The sequence below is a fragment of the Litchfieldia sinesaloumensis genome (assembly GCF_900156865.1).
In the GTDB taxonomy this organism is placed as follows: Bacteria; Bacillota; Bacilli; order Bacillales; family Bacillaceae_L; genus Ferdinandcohnia; species Ferdinandcohnia sinesaloumensis.
The window spans coordinates 640,920-660,763 of sequence record NZ_LT732529.1; the positions used below are offsets into that span (position 1 = coordinate 640,920).

The following is a 19,844-nucleotide window of genomic DNA, read 5'->3' on the forward strand; positions in this document are numbered from 1 at the left end:
AGAAATAGTTTCATTAAAAGGGGGATATTTGATGAATAATGATTTTTTGATGTATTCATTGGTCTTATTAAGTCACTTACTAAGTGTAGGTTTAATATTGGGTATTTTTACTTCGATTTTTGTGAAAAGCAGAAAGAAAGGTTTTGTATTTTTAACCATATATATTTTACTAAGTGTATACATTTTAATCACTGGATTTGATTTTTCTGTAGTAATAGGGAGTGGTATGTTGTTTATCTATCTTGTTATGGGTGTATTAACATACTTTGTTATTAAAAGAAAACGATTGCACGAAACCGTTATGTAGCTTTATTTATTGAAAGATAATCATAGTTAAGTAGGATAGAAGATGAGGGGGAGTAGTCGTGCATTTTAATATGAAGGAAGCTATAGAGGTGCTAGAACGTACACCGCAAACACTGGAGAATTTTTTATCTGGGTTATCGCAAGATTGGCTACAATGTGATGAAGGCGAAGGAACCTGGAATGCCATTGAAGTGATCGAGCATCTCATTGAGGGAGAGAAAAATAATTGGATACCAAGGTTAGAATTTATTCTTCAGGAAGGTGGCAATCGACCATTTCCTCCTTTTGATCGATATTCACACTTAACCGATAGGTCTCAACTGTCAATTGACCAGAAGTTGCAAGAATTTAAGGAAATCAGAATGAAAAATATACGTAAACTTAAGTCTCGTGTTGAACCTGATCTTCATCTTGAGCTGAAGGGTTTACACCCTGAATTTGGTACAGTTACGATAAGAGAGTTGCTGTCAACTTGGGTTGTTCATGACTTAACACACATTGCCCAAATTGTAAGGGTAATGGCTGAGCGATACAGGGCCGATGTAGGTCCATGGAAAGAATATTTAGGGATACTAAAAAGGCAGGAGAATAAAGACAAGCTGTAATAACAATCTTATATGCTTTCACAAAAGAGGGAGGGAGAGAAAGATGAGTGTCCTTTTCAGAGTTGAGTTGTATGTAAAAGACATTGAAGAATCTATAAAGTTTTATCAAGATATTATCGGGTTAGAACTGTTTGGCAGAAATGAACGTTCTGCACGATTCAACTATGATTGTTTCTCATTGTTACTAACTTCTGAATCAATCCTATTGCATGGACACTATTTTAATCAAAAGGCCAAAAGTAACGTTAAGGGCAATGGGTTTGAATTGATTATTGTTGTAGATGCTTTAGAAAAAGTGTACCAACGATGTCTTAACAGCGATTACCCAATTGAAGTTGAGGTGGAGAAATACCCTTGGGATATGAGAGGGTTTAAGATTGTAGATCCAGACGGCTATTTTTTAAGAATAACTTCTAAATAATGATAGTAAAGAAATGAAAATGGGTGCCAGCGCCCGTCAAGTAAAAGGGTTAGTGCATTTGGAGCCTGGCACCACATTCAAACACTAGAGTGAAAGTTGTTTAACGTTTCCCAGCATAAAATCGACGGTGGAGTTGGCGAACTTGCTCCGCTAGTTCAGGAACGGGACCATCTACTTGGGTATCCCGAATGACATCTTGTATAGGAAGATTTCGAACGCGTGATGGCGTAACACCCAGTTCACTCAACCATTGTGCTAGCTGTTCAGTTGAACTTGCATAAACAATTCGACCTAAACCAACCCAACCGTGGGCCGCCGCACACATTGGGCAATGTTCGCCTGACGTATATACTGTCGCATTTCCTCTATCTTCTGGTGTCATGTTTTCAGCCGCCCATCGTGCCAACGCAAACTCCGGGTGTTGGGTATGGTCACCACCTGCAACGTGATTATGATCTTCTGCAAGAACTTCCCCGTTGGCTGAGACAAGTACTGAACCAAATGGTTCGTCACCTTTCTCCAGCGCAAGTTTGGCTAGTTCAACACAACGTCGTAGGTGCTTTAAATCGATATCACTTATCATATTTAAATCCTCCTTGTCCCTAGACTTATTAAACAGGTGCTTTCCTCTAACGAGGAGAAGCACCTTTTAGTGTATTGTCTGAATTAATTTTCTTCATAAACGGCTGGATTTTGATTCTGAATCCTGCCATCTGGTCTGCTTAAGGATGAGATCATAGCCATTTCTGCATCATCCAGTGAGAAGTCAAAAATAGAAAGGTTTTCTACCTGGCGAACTGGAGATGCTGATTTAGGAATTGAAATCGCTCCAAGCTGATAGTGCCAACGTAAAATGATCTGCGGGATCGTTTTATTATGGTTGGTAGCAATCGTTTGAAGTGTATCAATCTCTAAGTCTTTGATACCACGTGTGAATGGGCTCCACGATTCGGTCGCAATATTGTTTGCTTCATGATATTTTCTTTGTTCAGCTTGGTTGAAGAAAGGATGTAACTCAATTTGGTTAATACTTGGTTTGACACCGGTTTCCTTTTCCAAACGATCTAGGTGTTCAGGTAAGAAATTACAAACACCGATTGAGCGGATAAGTCCCCATTTTTTAGCATCAATTAAGGCCTGCCAAGCTTCTACATATTGGTCTCGGTTAGGGTTCGGCCAGTGAATTAGATATAAATCATAATAATCAAGATTAGCTCGGTATAGAGATTCTTGAATGGTCGCTACTGCTTTATCGTATGCATGATAGCGTCCCGGAAGTTTAGATGTAATGAGTAATTCATGTCTAGGGACAGAACTACGGCGAACAGCTTCCCCGACCGCACCTTCGTTCTCGTAATTATAAGCAGAGTCAATAAGACGATAGCCATTATTAATCGCACTAACGATGGCATTTACTCCATTGTTTCCCTTAAGCGGGTATGTACCAAAACCGATTACAGGTACTGCTAGTCCATCATTCAATGTAATCTCTGGAATCCTAATTTCCATAAAGTAACACTCCTTCCATTAGCACGTTAATAGTATCATAATTTTGAAAATTACTCTATATTGAAAGTGGGAAGTTTAACTATATATGGTAAAATTAAGGTGACTTAATAATCCTGATGCTTATGTTATAAAGGTGTATTCAGGATTTGAGTGTGCAGCACTTGTTGCGGACGAATATTCAACTATGATCAATCAACTTATACTTACCTAAGTTGTTTCAGAGAGTAACTAATTTTTAGTAACTTAATTATAAAGGAGAGAGAGAATGCACTGGAAAAAATATGCGATGCTTTTACCACCATTTGTTCTTATTGGCCTCCTTTTACTATTTTACCTACCTACAGGTCAAAAACATTATGCAATATTAGTTGCCTTAGTGTTCTGGGCAGTTTACTATGCTTGGGTTTGTATCGATAAGAAAAGAGGGACAGAAGGCGTTAAAGGAATCAACAAGTAAGTCCTATTGGTAGGAATGGTTGCAAGATTAAATGTGAATGGGTTAGAAAGGAGAATTTAGTTTATGGAGGCAATAGGTAGCTTTGGGTGGTTTTTACTAATGAACATTTTAATAATAATGGTCATTGCTTTTATTTTTTACGGAGTTCGTTCATTCTTTATAAAACCTAATAATGACGATAATGACGATCGCGATTTTAGGGACACTAAAGAAAATAATAATTTAAAAGAAATTGAACAAAAGTTAGATAGAATTATTGAATTACTTGAAAAGGAAAAAAAGGACTGACACCCGACAGCTACAACCTTATTTCAACTGACATATAGGTTTGTAGGTATTATGGCAGACATAGACAGGTTGCGAAAAGGAGTAGGTGGTTTGATGAAATCAGCAGATAAATTTACAGACAAAGCTGAGATATATGCAAAATATCGTCCCAGCTATCCGCTTGAATATATTGAGTATTTAATTTCTGAGTCAGGCTTAAATGAAGATAGTCTGATTGCGGATATTGGATCAGGGACTGGAATATTAAGCAGGCATCTTCTTGAGAGGGGATTTGCTGTTATTGGGGTGGAACCAAACGATGATATGAGAACAGTGGCGGAACAAACGGTAAAACCTGGTACACGTTTTATATCCCTTAATGCCACTGCCGAAAATACAACTTTAAAGGATAACAGTATAGATTTAGTAACGGTAGCACAGGCTTTCCACTGGTTCAACATGGAGCAATTCAGATTGGAATGCCAACGAATATTGAAACAAGAAGCAAAAGTGGCCCTTGTTTGGAATAGTAGGGAGGCTTCAAGTGACATAAACAAGGAAAGCGCTGAAGTTTGCCGAAAGTATTGTCCGAATTTTAAAGGGTTTAGTGGGGGAATGGAGGAAACACCGATACCTTTTCATCAATTCTTTAAAGATGGAAAGTACGAAACTACCTACTTTGGCAATGACATCCACCTTCATTTAGATGGTTTTTTGGGTAGGTACTTATCCGCCTCCTATTCCCCGAAGGAGAACGACAAGGAGTATAATTCCTTCATTACGGCATTAACGAACCTTTTTGATAAATATAGTAACAATGGCACAATAATTATTCCGAATACAACCAGGAGCTTTTTGGGGCAGGTGTAATTATTTCATTTTTGTAATTGAAGTTATTCGACTATAAAGGAACCCAAGTTTTCTTTTTTTAAAAATTACGGTGCAAAATTAGTTGAACCGTTGAACAAAAAAGCTACCAATTGAGGTAGCCTCTTTATTTAAATTGTTTTATGCAAATCGGTAATAAATTAATAAAAATGTACTTAGCACAAATATAAAGTTTAGAAATACAAATATCATTTGATCCAATCTGGTTCTATGCATTTTAACTGGTGGATGGTAAAAGGATATTCCTTCGATAATAAAGATGATTAAGACAATATGAATCATCCCATGCCCCACTACTTCAGTGTATCCAAATATGGTTGTTGTCAGGATAAATAGAATGGTTACTACAAAAGCCAATAGACGGTTGAGAATACCAACGACTAATAGGTAACCAACGACGAATTCAATGAATGCCGATAGAACAATAAATAGTTCAGGAGCAAAGCCAAAAGTCGGCACGTGATGACGGTGAATAATGTCAATCGTCATAAAAGGATAAACCCATTTTTCTACGGCTACCCAGCATAAACTTAAACCTGTTCCGAGATAAAGAAACGGAAACCCCGCCGTCTCCAATTTCGTTCTTCCCACCAATAAAACACCGATAATAGCGAGATAAAACCCATAGTCTAACATATGAAACCAACCGGAATAACTCCATATATGAATAAACAAACCAAGCATTAATATGGAAGCTATTTTTGTTGCAACATGGTGAGGAATTATTAGTAAACCGATAATCGACCACATAAGGACCGTTTGCCAAGTATGGTGGATTGTGAACTCAGGTGCAAACATCGATCTATTAAGCACTTGTAAAATAAATGCCGCAGCTGTGCCATATTTTAAGATATAACGAGAGTATTTCCGATATCCATCTAGTTTCATATCAATTGTAGTGACACCGGGAATCTTCATCAAATGTGGTATAACTTGAGATAATATCGCTAAAAAAAGAGCTATTAGTAGAGATAACAGTATGAATTCTATTGAAAGGATTTGCTCAATAGGAACCTTTTCAGGTTCTTTCTCCGTAAACCATTTTACATGTGCGTTTGCTATAATTGGTGAAAAACAAATGACTCCAAATAATAAAAAAGAATTGTATTTCTTCAATGGATATCCCCCTCCTATTTGTAACAAGGTTCAAAAATAATTAGTCCAAAAAAAAGAAAATGAAAGATTCTTCGTACGTATAAGGAAAATGTTATGTTTCCGATATTGAACGATTTTTTATCCTCTCCAGTTTTTTAAAAGTATAATTGTTAATATATCCAACCGCATTTTGTACATGCAAAAAGTGGATTATTGTGGAATTGTCACTTACTTAACTGCAAAAGGAAGGGGGAAAGTTTTGTACTGTTTATGTTAATGATCCAAAGCCTCAAAAAGAGAAACCATCAACAATAATGGTTTCTCCAGATTTCTTATTAAAAATCAATGCTAGCCAATGAGCACAAGAAGGGGGATATACCGCCAAACTATCCCAACAAATAATCCTTTAGCTCTTGGTCAATATCCCATCTAAGGATATGTTCTTTTAGTATTTCCAGGTGACGTTTCACTTTTTCTGGCTCACCTTTTTGTTCAAAATGTCGGGCTTGCTTGATTTGGTTACTTGCTTGTTTATATTGGCTATTTTCGAGTAACTTGTTGCCATGTACCGCCTCAATTTTTGCTTCTAACGTATCTAATTCAGATGCATTCTGGTTAGTTACCGTAATCTTTAGTAATTTTGTACGATTTTCATAAGGGGCATAATAGATGTTTCCATCTTTCCCAAGTGTAAAAGTGATGGTGTTAGTAATATATTGAGATTCCAATGATATTGGATCGACTACGAATAATTTGCTACCAGCATTGGCGTACAAGAATCCATCTTCTGACCATTCTAGATGCACGTTATTCCACGCACCCATTGCAGCATTCGGATCAATATTTACGCTTTTTACGACATCAAGAGTTTCTGGATCCAATGCAAAGATGAAACCAGAGGAGGCTCCCCAAATATAGCCATCATGGAGTCCGAACTTCAGTTGACCAATGTGTGTCGGTTTATCTAATCCATCAATTTGGAGTGATACTTCTTTCGTCTTTGTTTCCGTTTCAACATCAAAAACAAATAATTTTGCTTCCTCTGCTGTCGGCGTACTTCCTAGACCACCTGTAATGGAAGTTGAACCATACACTTTGCCATCTTTATACACAATATCATTCACACTTTGATCTTGAACAATATTTCTAAAGACTTTATGGGATTCACCATCATAGACAGTGAGAGCTCCACCTAATTTACCGTAAGTCGGGATACTACCTACAAATAGCTTCCCATCACCAGAAGCCATTGAATGGAGTCGCTCTTGCTCGTCACCTATCACAAATAGTTTGCTTGGTGCTTGATATGGATCTACTTCTGGGTCGATGACCTGCACACTACCTTCAGGGTACACACCAAAATACATTTTTCCATCCATTTCATGCATGACATCTGCTTGACCTAAGTTTAGAGTTACAATCTCATTTGTAAGTGGGTTAAACACGGCTCCAACAGCCCCAGTCATACCACTCATATAGATTTTATCCTCTGAATAGGTAAAAAACTTATTCGTCACATTTGCAGTTGGAGGAACCATCTTTGGATAATTTACAACTGTATTTGTCTCGATATTAAAAAATACAACATCACCAGAAAACGTAATCGTGGCAAGACTTTTTCCTGGGAGTCTATCATCTCCTTCAATTTCAACCCAGTCTGCTCCTCGTAGGCCACTTCCATACGTCATCGGCGTATCATTCACTTGTAGCGTTTCGAGGTTGACATATTTAAGCTTTCCATCAGCTACAAAATACACATTTCCATCAAGCGAGTCAGTTACATGCAATCCTGTAACATTTGTTAAGATTACATCTAACCATTTTTCTTGTTCGATATCATAGATATACATTTTCTTAGAAACAGAGTATCTAGCAAAAATATATCGGTCATCGACGACATTTAGATCATAAACAAATCCGGATTCATTTAATTCCTCCGCGATATCTATTTTTTCGCCCGTTTCTACATTGAGTTTCATAAGTTTGTCATGAGCGGTACCGGCATAAATATATCCATCATGATAATCCATGGAACGAACATATTCTTGACTAATTTCCCCAATCATTTTTCCATAATCATGTAATTGTCCAGTAGCTTTCTCGTATTTAAATACCTTACCACTTGGATACGTACCAATGAAAGCATTACTCTCTTCATCTACTGCTAGGGCCCACAAGGACGCTTCTGGAATTTCAGCCAATGCTGTTATTTCTTTGGTTTGGGGTGAGTACCCCCAAATATGCTTGCCAGCTGCTACATAAACGGTACCATCTGGTGCAACCTCATGATGCCACGAATCATTTGCTCCATCCATAAATAATGTTCGAAGTGTTTCCTTTGTCTCAAGATCAATAACACTAAACTGAGCTGGAATACCCTTGGAAGTTGTATACATAACTTCATTTCCGTCCTCAATCCCAACAGCTCCATCGTAAATCGTTGTACCACCCGTTAATGGAAAACCTATTTCCTCAGGTTCTGAATATGTAGGAAATAATATCTCATTTGCCTTAACCTGATTTAAAGGTGCAATTAGCAATACGAATATAGTTAAAGATAGAAAAATTTTTACGGAATTTACTTTAAACAAATATCCCAACCTCCCATTTTTTTAATCTGTAGTAACCATAATTAAGTTGTACGCGCTTTCAAAAAATTAAATCACCTCCACAATTAAAGATGTAGTAGTATCTCTATTTAGTAGAATACTTTGAATTTATACTACTATCGCTTATTGTAATCAGTAAAACTGGATGATTTATGACGAAAATGAGACTCTAAAGTCGATAAAATGTCTAAAAACCACATCTAGGACAATCGATTTATCGAGAAGTGTGTCTAAATACCTACCTAAAATTAAATATAGGAACAAGGAAGGGGTTGAAGAATTTTGAAAATTATTACGAAAAGGTGGGGTGACTTAGTGAAGAAAGAACTCAAATTTAATTAAACATCAAAAAGTGCCTAAAATACTGCGAGTGTATTATTACTGCTAGATATTTTAGGCGTTTATATCCATATCTTTTTGAGGTTCTTGCTTTTAATTGTTAAGATTGAAGCCTATAACATTCCCCAGAAAAGATTAATCTGTGCAGTAAGGAAATAAAGTACCATTCCTAATGAAACTACCCTGAGTATTTGTTTCGGGGATTGATATAAAACAAATATGGTGGCAACCCATAGCAGGAACTCCAACCCGTTGATTAAATCAAAATACCAAAAACCAAAAACAAACGTTTGTCTTGAAAGAAACATCAAAATGGTTGATGAGAGAAAAATAGCAAGTAAGCCTTTTCCTTTGGCATACCAACATACAAAGGCCAATAAAGGTGAGAACACAGCAATGGTAAACCAAATTATCATATAAGATTTTGGATAAAAACCTGCGACAATCACTGTATATAAATAATAGCTCCCTACCATTCCTACAAAAAACAAAAAAACATTCAACGCAGACCTACCTGGTGATTTACTATAAACAGATAGGAGTAGTGCTAGGAATATCCAGATTCCCATCCGAGAAAAGAAATTCCTTAAATCCAATACTTCAAGGAAGTAGGGTAATAGATTACTGGGAGTTTCATCAAGAACTTTGGATATGACCCCTAAAAGAACCCCAGCAATAAAAATGAAAGTTGAATTGAGCAATTTTTTGGATCGTGTTATAGGGCTTCGAATTTCGTTCAGAAAGGCTCTCATGTTTCACCTCATAGTACAATATTCTGTTATAGAGTATGGATTCTTCGAATATACCTCTATCGTTCGTGCAACAAATTCAACAAAAGGTAGCTAAACTCCTTCTTTCTTTAACAATAGTCATCTTTGAAAACAAACTGTTCAAAGATTGTCTATGGTAACCCATTATACATATAATGAAAGTAAAGACATAACTACAGGAAAATGTAGATCATTAAAAGAGAAGTGAGGAGATGATTTTTTTGGTAGATTTGTTGGAACATATCTTTCAGCTATCAGCGGCATTTTTAATCCTGTGTTCTTTCTATTATTACCGGCATTTTAAAAGGGTTAGAAGAGAAAGAAAACTAACGATTATGGAGTTTTTAATTTACATCTCAACTCAAGTTGCATTATTTCTTTGTGCAGGTAGTTATTTATTGTTATTTTTAGATCGAAATTTTGGATAAAATAACTAACAAACATAGGGGGGTACTATGAAGGAATTTATGGAGTCATTCCTATTTTACATGATGTTTATAAGTCCAGCTTTAGTGGGTATACCGTTACAGGTGGTAGCGACTAGAAAGAAACCGGTAATAGGTGGATTTCTTGCGATAAATTGTATTGCGACCTCGGTAGTGCAGTTTATTTTCGTAGTTTTGTATGTGTTTTACGTAGCTTACGCTTTTCCAGGTCAAGCAGAAGCAGTTGGCTGGATAATGGTTGCGTATATACTACTATCATTAGTACTAATCAGCATTAATACAGCCATAGTATTCATTACGCATTTCATAACAAAGTGGGTAATGAATAAGAAGATAAAAAGAGTAGAATAGTTTGAAATATATACAAGACAGAACACGCCCCTTAGTAATCTATCAAGGGGTGTTATTTTATGGAAATGGTGGATTGTCAGTTACATGAAACTTTTTATGAAGTTCTTCGTATATAAAGTATAGTACGTTTTGAAAGGAGTCACTATATGCAATCAATTCTATTATTTTCAGTTATTATAGGGGTGGCATCTGCACTCATCCTTTTTCCATTTACACGAAAAGCTAAAAAGAAGGAAAAGGAAACTAAGCCTCATACCGGATACCTATTAACAGGTGCGGTTGTTTTTACTCTTCTAGCATTTATCTTCTTCTATGTTACGAATCTTGATCGTAACTTTTCTTCGGCTTGGTTGGTAGCCCTTATTGTTACTGCTGCCGGCGCGTTTTTTGCAAATGGCGCAGAACGAAAGATAAAAGCCATCCTGTTTGTAGGAAGTTTAGTCTTCACGATCTATTTAGGAACAGCATTCGTTTTTAATGCTGATGAAAAATTTGAAGTGGCAAGTATGGCGCAGGAAACGGAGATTGAGGTGTTTGACGAGACAAAAACGCCTGCAAGCGTTCCTCCACAATTCGCGCGGAATAAAATGAAAAAGGCCTTTGGCCAAGTACCTGATACGAGTTATTATGAGCTAGGAAACTTGCAAATTCAAAAGGTAAATAATGAATATGTTTATATTGCACCTATCGAATTTTCTGGTTTCTTCAAATGGTGGAATGGGGACACTACGCCAGGGTACTTTACAATCAGTGCCACAGATTCTACAGATAATCCGAAGTTTGTAAAATCAGAAATGACGTATACACCATCCTCCTATTTTCATAAAGATTTAACACGCCATATCCGTATGAAATACCCGAATACGATTTTTTACGGGGAGCCTCAATTGGAAATTGATGAGGAAGGAAAACCGTTTTATATTCGCTCATATGGGGAATTTATTTCAGCACGAAATGGATTTGACGTTAAGGGAATGGTACTTGTTGACCCTGCTTCAGGGAAAACAGAGATGTACAAATTAGCGGATGTACCAGCATTTATTGATGGTGCCGTATCACCAGAAGTAGTTAGCTTACAAAATAGCTATTATGGGAATTATGTACATGGTTTCTGGAACAGCTTATTCGGAAAATCCGATGTGAAACTACCATCGGATGAAGGAACAGAAGCAAATGTAAGCCCAATTTTTGATGAAAACGGAGATATGCATTATTTCACTGACTTTACCAGTCCGAAAGAAGGCGTAGACTCCATGCTTGGGTATTCACTGACGAATTCAAGAACGGGTGAAGCCGTTTATTATACGGGTAACTTAGAGGAATCGTATATGGATTCCCAAGGTGCTCTCCAGATTATTGAAAAGAAATTTATTGAGAAGAAATGGGATGGCGAGATGCCAATTCTCTATAACTTCTACGGGGAAGCAAGTTGGTTAACCCCAGTTCTGGATGCGAACGGATTTTTGCAAAACTACTTCATCGTCTCAGCTGCCAATCCGGAGATTTCCGTTTTTGGTAATACTCCAAATGAAGCGTTGAAGCTATATAAAACTGCTCTACAACGTGGCGGTGGAACGGTTGATGGAACATCTGAGGCAGAAGAAAAAAAAGTAAGCGGAAAAGTTGTGCGTGTTTATAAAGAAAAAACAGAAAACGCAACAATTGTTTACTTTTTACTAGATAACAATCAAAGTTACATGATTTCTTCGGAAAACAGTCCAAAAGCGATTTATTTACAAGAGGAAGATGAAGTAAGTGTAACATATCTCGATACAGGGGAAGAGTTTTTACCAGCAAAAGCCCTTGAAATCGAAGGATTAAAATAATTGTTTATGAAGAAAGTGTCGGTTGCGCATGTAACCGGCACTTTCTATTAGTAAGGAGTGAACAGGGATATACTCTATTTTACATTTTGGCCATCCTCTATATTTCTAATGTAATGCTTTTTTCAATGTTTCTAGATTTTTCCTCATGATACTGAAATAATCAGCACCACTCTTAGCGTCATCTTCTGTTCTAGATTCAAGGTTATGAAGAGTTAAGGCCTCTGCGTTTATTTCTTTTTTTACCATTTCGGCAATTTTGGATGTTACGTTTTGATCAAATATGACAAACTTGATATCATACTGTTTGGCTGTGTTGATAATCGTTGTTAACTGCTTTTGTGTGGGTTCATTCGTTGGTGATAAGCCGTGAACACTAATTTGCTTAATACCATACCTTGATTCCCAATATGAATAGGCAGCATGCGAAACCAGTATTTCTTTCTTTGAAGATTGATCGATAACACTCTTAAATTCTTCATCTAAATCTTGTAAACTCACCACTAATTCATCATAGTTCCTTTTAAACTCTTCCTTAGCTTCTGGTTTTAGTTCTTCAAGGGTATGCAGAACTTCTTCGGCTAATTCTATAGCTAATTGAGGATCTAACCACACATGCGGGTCAATGTCGTCGTGATTGTGGTGATGGTCATGGTCATATTCATCTTCGTCTTCGTGATTCTCATTATGTTCAGGTTCGGCATCATGCTCATGGTGCTCGTGCTCAGCGTCATGTTGGTGTTCATCATGACTGTGGCTTTCCTCAAAATTCGAATCAATATGATGGTTATGCTCTGTGTCATGTGTATCCTCACCATGGTGATGTTCCTCTTGTACTTTAGCAATCTCCATACCTTCAGTGGTTTTCACAAGCTGAACCTTTTCATCTTGCAAAATCTTGATTGCAGCATCGATGAAACCTTCCACACCTGCACCAATATAAAGAAGGGCATCTGCTTCCGCAATCTCTACCATTGTTTTTGTAGTAGGCTCAAAAGTATGAGCATCAGTCCCAACAGGGAACACGCTTAGTACCTCAACATGTTCACCACCAATTTTTTCTGTGAAGTCCTGTAAAGGAAATACAGTAGTGAAGATTTTAAGACGTTCGGAGGGGGGAGTGGCGGTATCCTTGACCTCATTAATGTTTGTTTTTTTCTCTGCAGCACACCCAGCTAAGAACGTGCTAATGACTAAAAGTAGTAATGGAACTATGTATTTTATTTTCATACTTTCTCCTCTCAAATCATAATTATTTCGATTTAGGTGCCGCAAAAGTATATATATCGTAATCATTACGATTATATGACTAAAAAAATCAATGGTGATGATATACAAGGTGTACATGGCTTGCTGTTTTCCACTAATCTCCATTTGTGATGTGATCTAAGGTGTTTAGGTCACTTATAGTGTTTTTTTCTTAATCCCACAAGATTAAATCGTAATCGTTTCGTTTTACTTAAACCATATTACGTTATAAATTTAAAAAATTCAAGAAAAAATTTCAGATAAAAAGAGAAGTAGTTGATTTTTATACATGGCTATCACAGTAAAACTAAATTTAAGATGGGTTGAAAAATGAAATGTCAGTCACAGCGACATTTAATAAATCATATTCCCACTATAAATGGGAACGTTAAGTGAATAGTAAAAAGAAACACTGGAGGTTACTATGTCTGAATTTCTTTTAATGGCTGGTAGAGCTGTGTTCTCTTTTTTAGTGTTATTCACATTGGCTCGAATACTTGGGAAAAAGCAAATTTCGCATCTTACATTCTTCGATTATGTTGTTGGAATTGTTATTGGGGATATGGCCAGTACAATTGCAATCGACAAGTCCTTAAAAGTAACACATGGCCTAATAGGGTTAGCTGTCTTTACGCTTTTATCCTTAATAATTGGATATGGTGCCGTAAAATCGTTTAAGTTTAGAGAAATTGTTGAAAGTAGCCCTGTTATATTGGTGAAGGATGGAAAAATTATGGAAAAAACGCTCCTCAAACAAAGGATGACCTTCGATGATTTATTGAATGGCTTACGGATAAAAGGTGTTTTTAATGTTTCAGAGGTTGAACTCGCTATGATGGAAACCAATGGTGAGATTAGTGTCTTGAAAAAATCGGAGTATGATGCACTCACTCCAAAGGATATCGGTTTGAGTGTTGAAGAGGATCATGGGCCTTCCTTAGTCATCGTCGATGGTGTCATTTTAGAAAAACATTTAACTTACTTAGGTTATACGAAAGAATGGCTTTTGCAAGAATTAGAAAAACAGGGGGCAAAAAGTAGTGAAGATGTCTTTTTAGCACAACTTGAATCCAACGGAAGCATATATGTTGATTTATATAATGATAAGAAGGATGCACAAAATAATAATAACGATCAACAAGAAAAACAAAAGCCTAACCTTGCCATTAAGTTGAGGAGATTACAAGCTGAATTAGAACGAACTGCTTTTCAAACGAAGGATACCCATGCAAAGAAGATGTATTTTAGTCAATCCAAGGAAATGGAGACGATCATAAAGAGACTAAATCCATATCTTACTGAGTAAAACGTATAGGAAATTCTAACAACATTGTACAATGTTGTGAAAATGTAGGAATATAGAATAAAAGAGCGATAATCCAAGAAGGATTATCGCTTGTTCGTATTGAATAGGGATTATAATTGGTGTTAAACAGGACGATTTTTAGATAATACAAAAGAGGTGTCTAATTATGAAGATACATACAATCGAGGATATACCTAAGGAAAAAGTAATGGATTTCTTTAAATTACATTGGGGAAGTACTGGGATGGTTATTTCAAGTGGAGTTTATGATTGTAGCACCTTAGACGGCTTTGCAATTGTAAATGAAGTAGATTCTATTGTTGGTTTAATTACTTATATAGTGAAAGGTAAGGAATGCTGAAAGGGTTCTTAGTAGGAGAAAAATGAATCTAGAAGAGGGTAACTTTGAAAAGAAGGCTTGGCTGCTTCGTGTTCTTACTATTCATTGAAGGATTCATTTTCTGACTCGGAGGTAGATGGAATATTAATAAATAAATACACTTTTTCACCATCTGAAAAATAGAATATAGAGAGGGTGTTTGCCATAGGAAATCTAAAAGCAGGGTATGGTTTGGACACTGATGGTTACATTGTAAGTGATGTTAGTATTGATAAGATTGATAGTGTCTATTTCCCCTGCATCCAAGAATCTATTAAGAGTCTTAAAGAATTATCCAAACAATTGCACAGTGTATATGTGTATGGTAGTGTAGCCAGGGGAGAAGCAGTTGAAAAAAAGTCAGATTTAGACCTCATTGCGATGTTCAATACGTCACTAGGTGCCGATAAGTTAGCCGAAGTAAAGAAACTCGCTGGAGAGCTGTCTGAAAAATTTCGTTTTCTAGTTCGTGATGTGGGTATAGCTGTAGCTTATTATGACTATACGATTGATCCCATAAACTATTACGAAAATGCATTCCTAAAGGAACTCTGTGTTTGTATGTATGGAGAGGATTTAGGTAATCGTTTTGGTCCTTATAAACTTACTTCAGAAATAGCCATCCGCTTTAATGGTGATATTAATGAGGCTCTAAATCGAACCTTAAAAAGGCTAGAAACAGCTTCTAAAGAAGACTATAAAATAATAACACAAAGCTTCGCTAGGAAACTAATTCGTACTTTATATTCAATGGTGATGCTTCGTTCACAAATTTGGACGACAAGGCTTCATGAGCAGGCTGAAGTTAGTATTCAACACTTCCCAGAAAAAGAGTCTATGATTCGAACTCTGTTAAAATGGGCAGACGATCCGCCGGTAGAATGTGATGCAGTGTATGAGGTGTTTAAGACTGAGGGTAAATGGGCTTGTGTGAATTTTTTACAAGAAGCCAAAATTACTTTGAACTAACTGATTAACTAAATTTATAAGAGCGATATTTTCGAGAAGGAGAGATAGTATGTCTTTAGAATTGGAAGTTACACATGATTTACTCCGTATGGGTCGTTATACTCCATCAACACTTGTACGGAGTAAGTAGGAGAGATGGATATACCGACTTTGTATGAAAAGGAAGCATGATATACAAAGGAGGAATAAACATGGCAATGATACAAGTTCAACATTTAACTTTTTCGTATCCGAGCAGTTCCGATACGATTTTTGAAGATGTAAACTTTCAGATTGATACAGATTGGAAACTAGGTTTTATAGGACGAAATGGACGAGGGAAAACAACCTTTTTTAAATTGTTACTGGGGAAATTTGAATACAGTGGAAAAATTATATCTCCGGTTGATTTTAATTATTTCCCTTTTACAGTAAAGGATAAAAGCAAAGATACGCATGAAATCTTAGAAGAAATATGCTCTCAAGCTGAAGATTGGGAGTTCCTTCGAGAATTGGCTTATTTACATGTCGATGCCGAAGTCATGTACCGACCATTTGAAACCTTATCGAACGGTGAACAAACAAAAGTACTACTTGCTGCACTATTTTTAAATGAAGGAAAATTTTTATTAATTGATGAACCGACCAATCATTTAGACACGGAGGGACGTAAGATCGTCTCGAGTTATTTAAAAAAGAAAAAAGGATTCATTTTAATTTCACACGACCGTAGCTTTTTAGACGACTGTGTGGATCACATTTTGTCTCTAAACAGAGCAAACATAGAGGTTCAAAGTGGCAACTATTCTTCTTGGAAACTAAATTTTGACCGCCAGCAGGAACATGAAGAAGCAACAAATGATCGTTTGAAGAAGGAAATAGGACGCTTAAAGCAATCCTCAAAACGTTCGGCAACTTGGTCGAATCAAGTTGAAGCCTCTAAAAACGGTTCAACGAATTCAGGTTCTAAATTGGATAAAGGGTTTGTGGGACATAAGGCCGCAAAAATGATGAAACGATCTAAAAACCTAGAGGCTCGTCAGGCAAAGGCGATTGAAGAAAAGTCGAAGTTATTAAAAAACGTTGAAAAAACGGAATCGTTGAAACTAGATCCTCTAGCCTATAAATCGAAGACTCTTATTCAATTAACAGATGTGTCTGTCATGTATGATGGTCAAGTTGTTAACACGCCACTACGTTTTACTGTAGAACAAGGCGATCGAATTGTACTGGCTGGAAAGAACGGAAGTGGAAAAAGTAGTATTTTAAAATTACTTTTAGGAAATACGATTCAGCATACCGGTTCATTATATAAGGGCTCTAACATGATTATTTCTTATGTCCAACAAGAGACCTCTCATTTAAAGGGGAGCCTATCTGACTTTATTGAAGAATATCAAATTGATGAAACTTTATTTAAAGCGATATTGCGAAAAATGGATTTTGATCGGATCCAATTTGAAAAGGATATGTCCTATTATTCAGGTGGACAGAAGAAAAAGGTACTGATTGCAAAAAGTTTATGTGAAAAAGCTCATCTGTACATTTGGGATGAACCATTGAATTTCATTGATGTATACTCTCGTTTGCAAATTGAAGAGCTTATCCAAACGTTTAACCCTACCATGGTTTTTGTCGAACATGATCAAACATTTCAAATGAAAATTGCAACAAAGGTAATTAAAATGTAGCAAATCCAGATAGGGCATGGGGAAACCCTCTTGTCACTTAAGATATGCGTTAATCCAAGCAGGATTAGCGCATTTTTCAATGGAATTATTAATGTAATTGGGACTTTAAATGAGATGGGGAAGATAAATGGTTATTTTAATTAGTGCTGTTAGTAGTACCGGTAAAACCTTGATGGCGCAAAAGCTACTAGAAACATATAATATTCCTTATTTATCAATAGATCATTTAAAGATGGGGCTGTACAGAGGAAATAAGGATTGTGGATTCACACCTTTAGATGATACAGAGGTTATTGCTAATAAGTTGTGGCCAGTCATAAAAGGGATGATTATGACTGCTATCGAAAATGATCAGCATCTAATTATTGAAGGCTGTTACATACTGCCTCACTATATGAAGGATTTCAACAAGGAATACTCAGAACAAATCATCCCAGTATTCTTAGGCTTTTCGGAATCGTATATTTTAGAAAACTATGAAACAAAAATAGTGAAACATCGGAATGTAATTGAAAGTCGTAAATGGCCGGAAGAAAGAACGAAAAACGAACTAATCAGGGAACATTCAGAGTTTAAAACTGAATGTTTACAAGCAGGTGTGAGGTATTTTGAAATTCAAAACGACTATGAAAAGGAATTATCGACTGTATTTGAATTTATAGAGACACAGAAAAGACATCTATAAGACAGTTAATCGACAAATGTAAACAAAAGTTGAGATTAAATTTATATTCAACTAGTACTATCAAAGTCGAAAGATAGTAAGGGAGGTTTACATTTTGAGAAAACTGTTAAATACAATTACGGATTGGGTTTCGACTAAACGTGGGATGTGGATTACCATTATCGCCTGGCTAGTCCTGATGGTTGGGTTAAGTGCTGGACCACGGCTTGGGGATTATAAAGTATCTAATTTCCAATCGCTTCCGGACGAAGCACAATCTATCATTGCTGAGAAAAAGACAGCAGAGATATTCCCAAATGAACAAGGGACACCGGGAATATTAGTCTTTCATAATGAAAAGGGAGACATCAGTCCTGAGGAAGTCAATCAAATACTAGAGGGAATAAATGCAGCAGGTATTAAAGGAATTGAGACCATACTAGATATAAGTACACTTCCTCCGCAAGCGTTGACAGGCTTTATTTCTAAAGATGGTTCAACGATGATTGTTCCCATGGAATTGCAGCAGGGTCTTGGGAATAGCGAGTACGCTGAGATTAATGATAAAGCTTCTAATATAGGTAATGATATAGCAGAAACCTTTTTGCTGGAGGAACGGTGTTAGCTGCAATGCTCATTTTATTTTTCGCTAACTTCCGTGACTACATGCGATGCGTGCAACAGGAGAACATGGAATTTGGGGGCCAATTGCTAAGTTTGTAGTGAATAAGCCTGGTTTTGCTGGAGGAATTGTTGGGATCTTCCTTCTCATAACTGCTTTTAATATGTTTAATCTTGATTTTGAATTTGATACCGTCAAAAAGTTTCCTGAGGATTTACCATCTAGAGTAGGTTATGAAATAGTAGAGACAAGATATGATAAAGGAGAACTAGCTCCTACAACGTTATTAATCGAAAGCAATCAAGCTATGGACCAAAATGAGGTAACTGCGTTTACAGAAAAACTAACAGAAAATGATAATATTGCATCTGTGCGATTGACTGCTCAATCTGAAGACACAAAAGCTCTAAAACTAAGCGTTGTATTAGCAATTGACCCATATTCTACTGAAGCTATGGATATGATTACAGACTTACGTGAAAATACTCCTGATTTATTAAAAGAGCTTTCTATATCAGGAGAATCATACTATAGCGGAGTAACTGCAAAGTTAGTAGATGAACGGGATGTGAATAATAGGGATATAATCACTATTGTGACACTTGAAACATTACTAATACTCGTGCTTTTATTTGCCCTAACTCGTTCAATTAGAATGCCAATTTATATGATGACGACAATTTTACTATCCTATGTGTCTGCCTTGGGTCTTGGTATTTTCCTTGTCGATGTTTTGTTTGGTTATGACGCATTAAGTACTAGGGTTCCAGTATATGCATTCATCTTTCTTGTTGCATTAGGTATCGATTATAATATTATCCTTGTCTCCAGATTTATCGAAGAGAGGAAGGCTCATCGGGTTAAAGATGCTCTTGAAATTGCAATCCGTAATACTGGTGGTGTAATCTCATCTGCTGGTATCATTCTAGCTGCAACCTTTGCTGCGTTAACAACGATGCCGATTGCTGACCTTTTCGTATTTGGATTTATTGTCGCAATTGGAATATTGATTGATACATTCTTAGTTCGGGGCATGCTCCTACCAGCATTAATATTATTATTTGAAAAAGATAAGCAAGCCTCGCATAATAGACAGTAAC

At 36.5% G+C, this 19,844-nt stretch carries 20 protein-coding genes and 1 pseudogene; 15 read left to right on the forward strand and 6 right to left on the reverse strand.

Going from position 1 to position 19,844, the window contains the following annotated elements; genetic code table 11:
* Positions 1-31 precede the first annotated feature (31 nt).
* Genes CZ490_RS03145 through CZ490_RS03155 form a run of 3 tightly spaced genes read left to right on the forward strand, consistent with a single transcriptional unit; the run spans position 32 to position 1,332 of the window.
* Positions 32-307: a hypothetical protein gene (locus CZ490_RS03145; protein WP_077617521.1), complete on the forward strand. Its 276-nt coding sequence runs from the start codon at positions 32-34 to the stop codon at positions 305-307.
* Positions 308-365: 58 nt separating this feature from the next.
* Entirely contained in the window at positions 366-911 is a 546-nt protein-coding gene (locus CZ490_RS03150) for a DinB family protein (RefSeq protein WP_077617522.1), read from the forward strand.
* A gap of 43 nt (positions 912-954) precedes the next feature.
* A complete protein-coding gene (locus tag CZ490_RS03155) occupies positions 955-1,332 on the forward strand; it encodes a VOC family protein (protein WP_077617523.1) in 378 nt (125 codons plus the stop codon).
* A gap of 100 nt (positions 1,333-1,432) precedes the next feature.
* Here the strand turns inward: CZ490_RS03155 and CZ490_RS03160 are convergent, their stop codons facing one another.
* Positions 1,433-1,915, reverse strand: a complete 483-nt coding sequence (locus CZ490_RS03160; RefSeq protein WP_077617524.1) for a nucleoside deaminase — start codon at positions 1,913-1,915, stop codon at positions 1,433-1,435.
* Between the two features lie 83 nt (positions 1,916-1,998).
* On the reverse strand, positions 1,999-2,841 hold the full coding sequence (locus CZ490_RS03165) for an aldo/keto reductase (protein WP_077617525.1): 843 nt from the start codon (positions 2,839-2,841) through the stop codon (positions 1,999-2,001).
* Between the two features lie 265 nt (positions 2,842-3,106).
* Here CZ490_RS03165 and CZ490_RS03170 point away from each other — a divergent pair, with 265 nt between their 5' ends.
* The 3 genes from CZ490_RS03170 (at position 3,107) to CZ490_RS03180 (ending at position 4,435) form a co-directional block, all read left to right on the forward strand.
* On the forward strand, positions 3,107-3,298 hold the full coding sequence (locus tag CZ490_RS03170) for a hypothetical protein (protein ID WP_077617526.1): 192 nt from the start codon (positions 3,107-3,109) through the stop codon (positions 3,296-3,298).
* Between the two features lie 63 nt (positions 3,299-3,361).
* Positions 3,362-3,586 (forward strand): DUF4083 family protein, encoded by a 225-nt coding sequence (locus CZ490_RS03175; RefSeq protein ID WP_077617527.1) that lies wholly within the window; start codon positions 3,362-3,364, stop codon positions 3,584-3,586.
* A gap of 93 nt (positions 3,587-3,679) precedes the next feature.
* Positions 3,680-4,435, forward strand: a complete 756-nt coding sequence (locus CZ490_RS03180) for a class I SAM-dependent methyltransferase (protein WP_077617528.1) — start codon at positions 3,680-3,682, stop codon at positions 4,433-4,435.
* Between the two features lie 138 nt (positions 4,436-4,573).
* Here CZ490_RS03180 and CZ490_RS03185 read toward each other — a convergent pair whose 3' ends face one another.
* The 3 genes from CZ490_RS03185 to CZ490_RS03195 all read right to left on the reverse strand — a co-directional run bounded on the left by CZ490_RS03185 (position 4,574) and on the right by CZ490_RS03195 (position 9,065).
* Positions 4,574-5,569 (reverse strand): DoxX family membrane protein, encoded by a 996-nt coding sequence (locus CZ490_RS03185; protein WP_077617529.1) that lies wholly within the window; start codon positions 5,567-5,569, stop codon positions 4,574-4,576.
* A 365-nt stretch (positions 5,570-5,934) separates the two neighbouring features.
* Positions 5,935-8,139: an FIMAH domain-containing protein gene (locus CZ490_RS03190; protein WP_077617530.1), complete on the reverse strand. Its 2,205-nt coding sequence runs from the start codon at positions 8,137-8,139 to the stop codon at positions 5,935-5,937.
* A gap of 470 nt (positions 8,140-8,609) precedes the next feature.
* On the reverse strand, positions 8,610-9,065 hold the full coding sequence (locus CZ490_RS03195; protein WP_142255332.1) for a hypothetical protein: 456 nt from the start codon (positions 9,063-9,065) through the stop codon (positions 8,610-8,612).
* 434 nt (positions 9,066-9,499) lie between these two features.
* Between CZ490_RS03195 and CZ490_RS03200 the strand changes: the two genes are divergently transcribed.
* The 3 genes from CZ490_RS03200 to CZ490_RS03210 all read left to right on the forward strand — a co-directional run bounded on the left by CZ490_RS03200 (position 9,500) and on the right by CZ490_RS03210 (position 11,889).
* Positions 9,500-9,694 carry a hypothetical protein gene (locus tag CZ490_RS03200; RefSeq protein ID WP_234987161.1) on the forward strand — a complete coding sequence of 65 codons (195 nt, stop codon included), beginning with the start codon at positions 9,500-9,502 and terminating at the stop codon, positions 9,692-9,694.
* A gap of 27 nt (positions 9,695-9,721) precedes the next feature.
* Positions 9,722-10,063: a hypothetical protein gene (locus tag CZ490_RS03205; protein WP_077617533.1), complete on the forward strand. Its 342-nt coding sequence runs from the start codon at positions 9,722-9,724 to the stop codon at positions 10,061-10,063.
* Positions 10,064-10,209: 146 nt separating this feature from the next.
* Positions 10,210-11,889, forward strand: coding sequence for a hypothetical protein (locus tag CZ490_RS03210; protein WP_077617534.1), 1,680 nt, complete (start codon positions 10,210-10,212; stop codon positions 11,887-11,889).
* A gap of 105 nt (positions 11,890-11,994) precedes the next feature.
* On the opposite strand, the gene CZ490_RS03215 is transcribed toward CZ490_RS03210, so the two are convergent.
* The gene (locus tag CZ490_RS03215) at positions 11,995-13,116 is read right to left on the reverse strand and encodes a metal ABC transporter solute-binding protein, Zn/Mn family (RefSeq protein WP_077617535.1); all 1,122 of its coding nucleotides are present in this window, start codon (positions 13,114-13,116) and stop codon (positions 11,995-11,997) included.
* A gap of 442 nt (positions 13,117-13,558) precedes the next feature.
* Between CZ490_RS03215 and CZ490_RS03220 the strand changes: the two genes are divergently transcribed.
* The 6 genes and pseudogenes from CZ490_RS03220 (at position 13,559) to CZ490_RS03245 (ending at position 19,843) form a co-directional block, all read left to right on the forward strand.
* Positions 13,559-14,440, forward strand: a complete 882-nt coding sequence (locus CZ490_RS03220; protein ID WP_077617536.1) for a DUF421 domain-containing protein — start codon at positions 13,559-13,561, stop codon at positions 14,438-14,440.
* Between the two features lie 166 nt (positions 14,441-14,606).
* Positions 14,607-14,801, forward strand: a complete 195-nt coding sequence (locus CZ490_RS03225) for a hypothetical protein (RefSeq protein ID WP_077617537.1) — start codon at positions 14,607-14,609, stop codon at positions 14,799-14,801.
* A gap of 210 nt (positions 14,802-15,011) precedes the next feature.
* A complete protein-coding gene (locus CZ490_RS03230; RefSeq protein ID WP_234987162.1) occupies positions 15,012-15,788 on the forward strand; it encodes a nucleotidyltransferase domain-containing protein in 777 nt (258 codons plus the stop codon).
* Positions 15,789-15,979: 191 nt separating this feature from the next.
* Positions 15,980-17,458 carry an Lsa family ABC-F type ribosomal protection protein gene (locus CZ490_RS03235; protein WP_077617538.1) on the forward strand — a complete coding sequence of 493 codons (1,479 nt, stop codon included), beginning with the start codon at positions 15,980-15,982 and terminating at the stop codon, positions 17,456-17,458.
* Positions 17,459-17,585: 127 nt separating this feature from the next.
* On the forward strand, positions 17,586-18,143 hold the full coding sequence (locus tag CZ490_RS03240) for a 2-phosphoglycerate kinase (protein ID WP_077617539.1): 558 nt from the start codon (positions 17,586-17,588) through the stop codon (positions 18,141-18,143).
* 145 nt (positions 18,144-18,288) lie between these two features.
* Positions 18,289-19,843 (forward strand): annotated as a pseudogene (locus CZ490_RS03245) (MMPL family transporter).
* The last annotated feature ends 1 nt before the right edge of the window (position 19,844 follow it).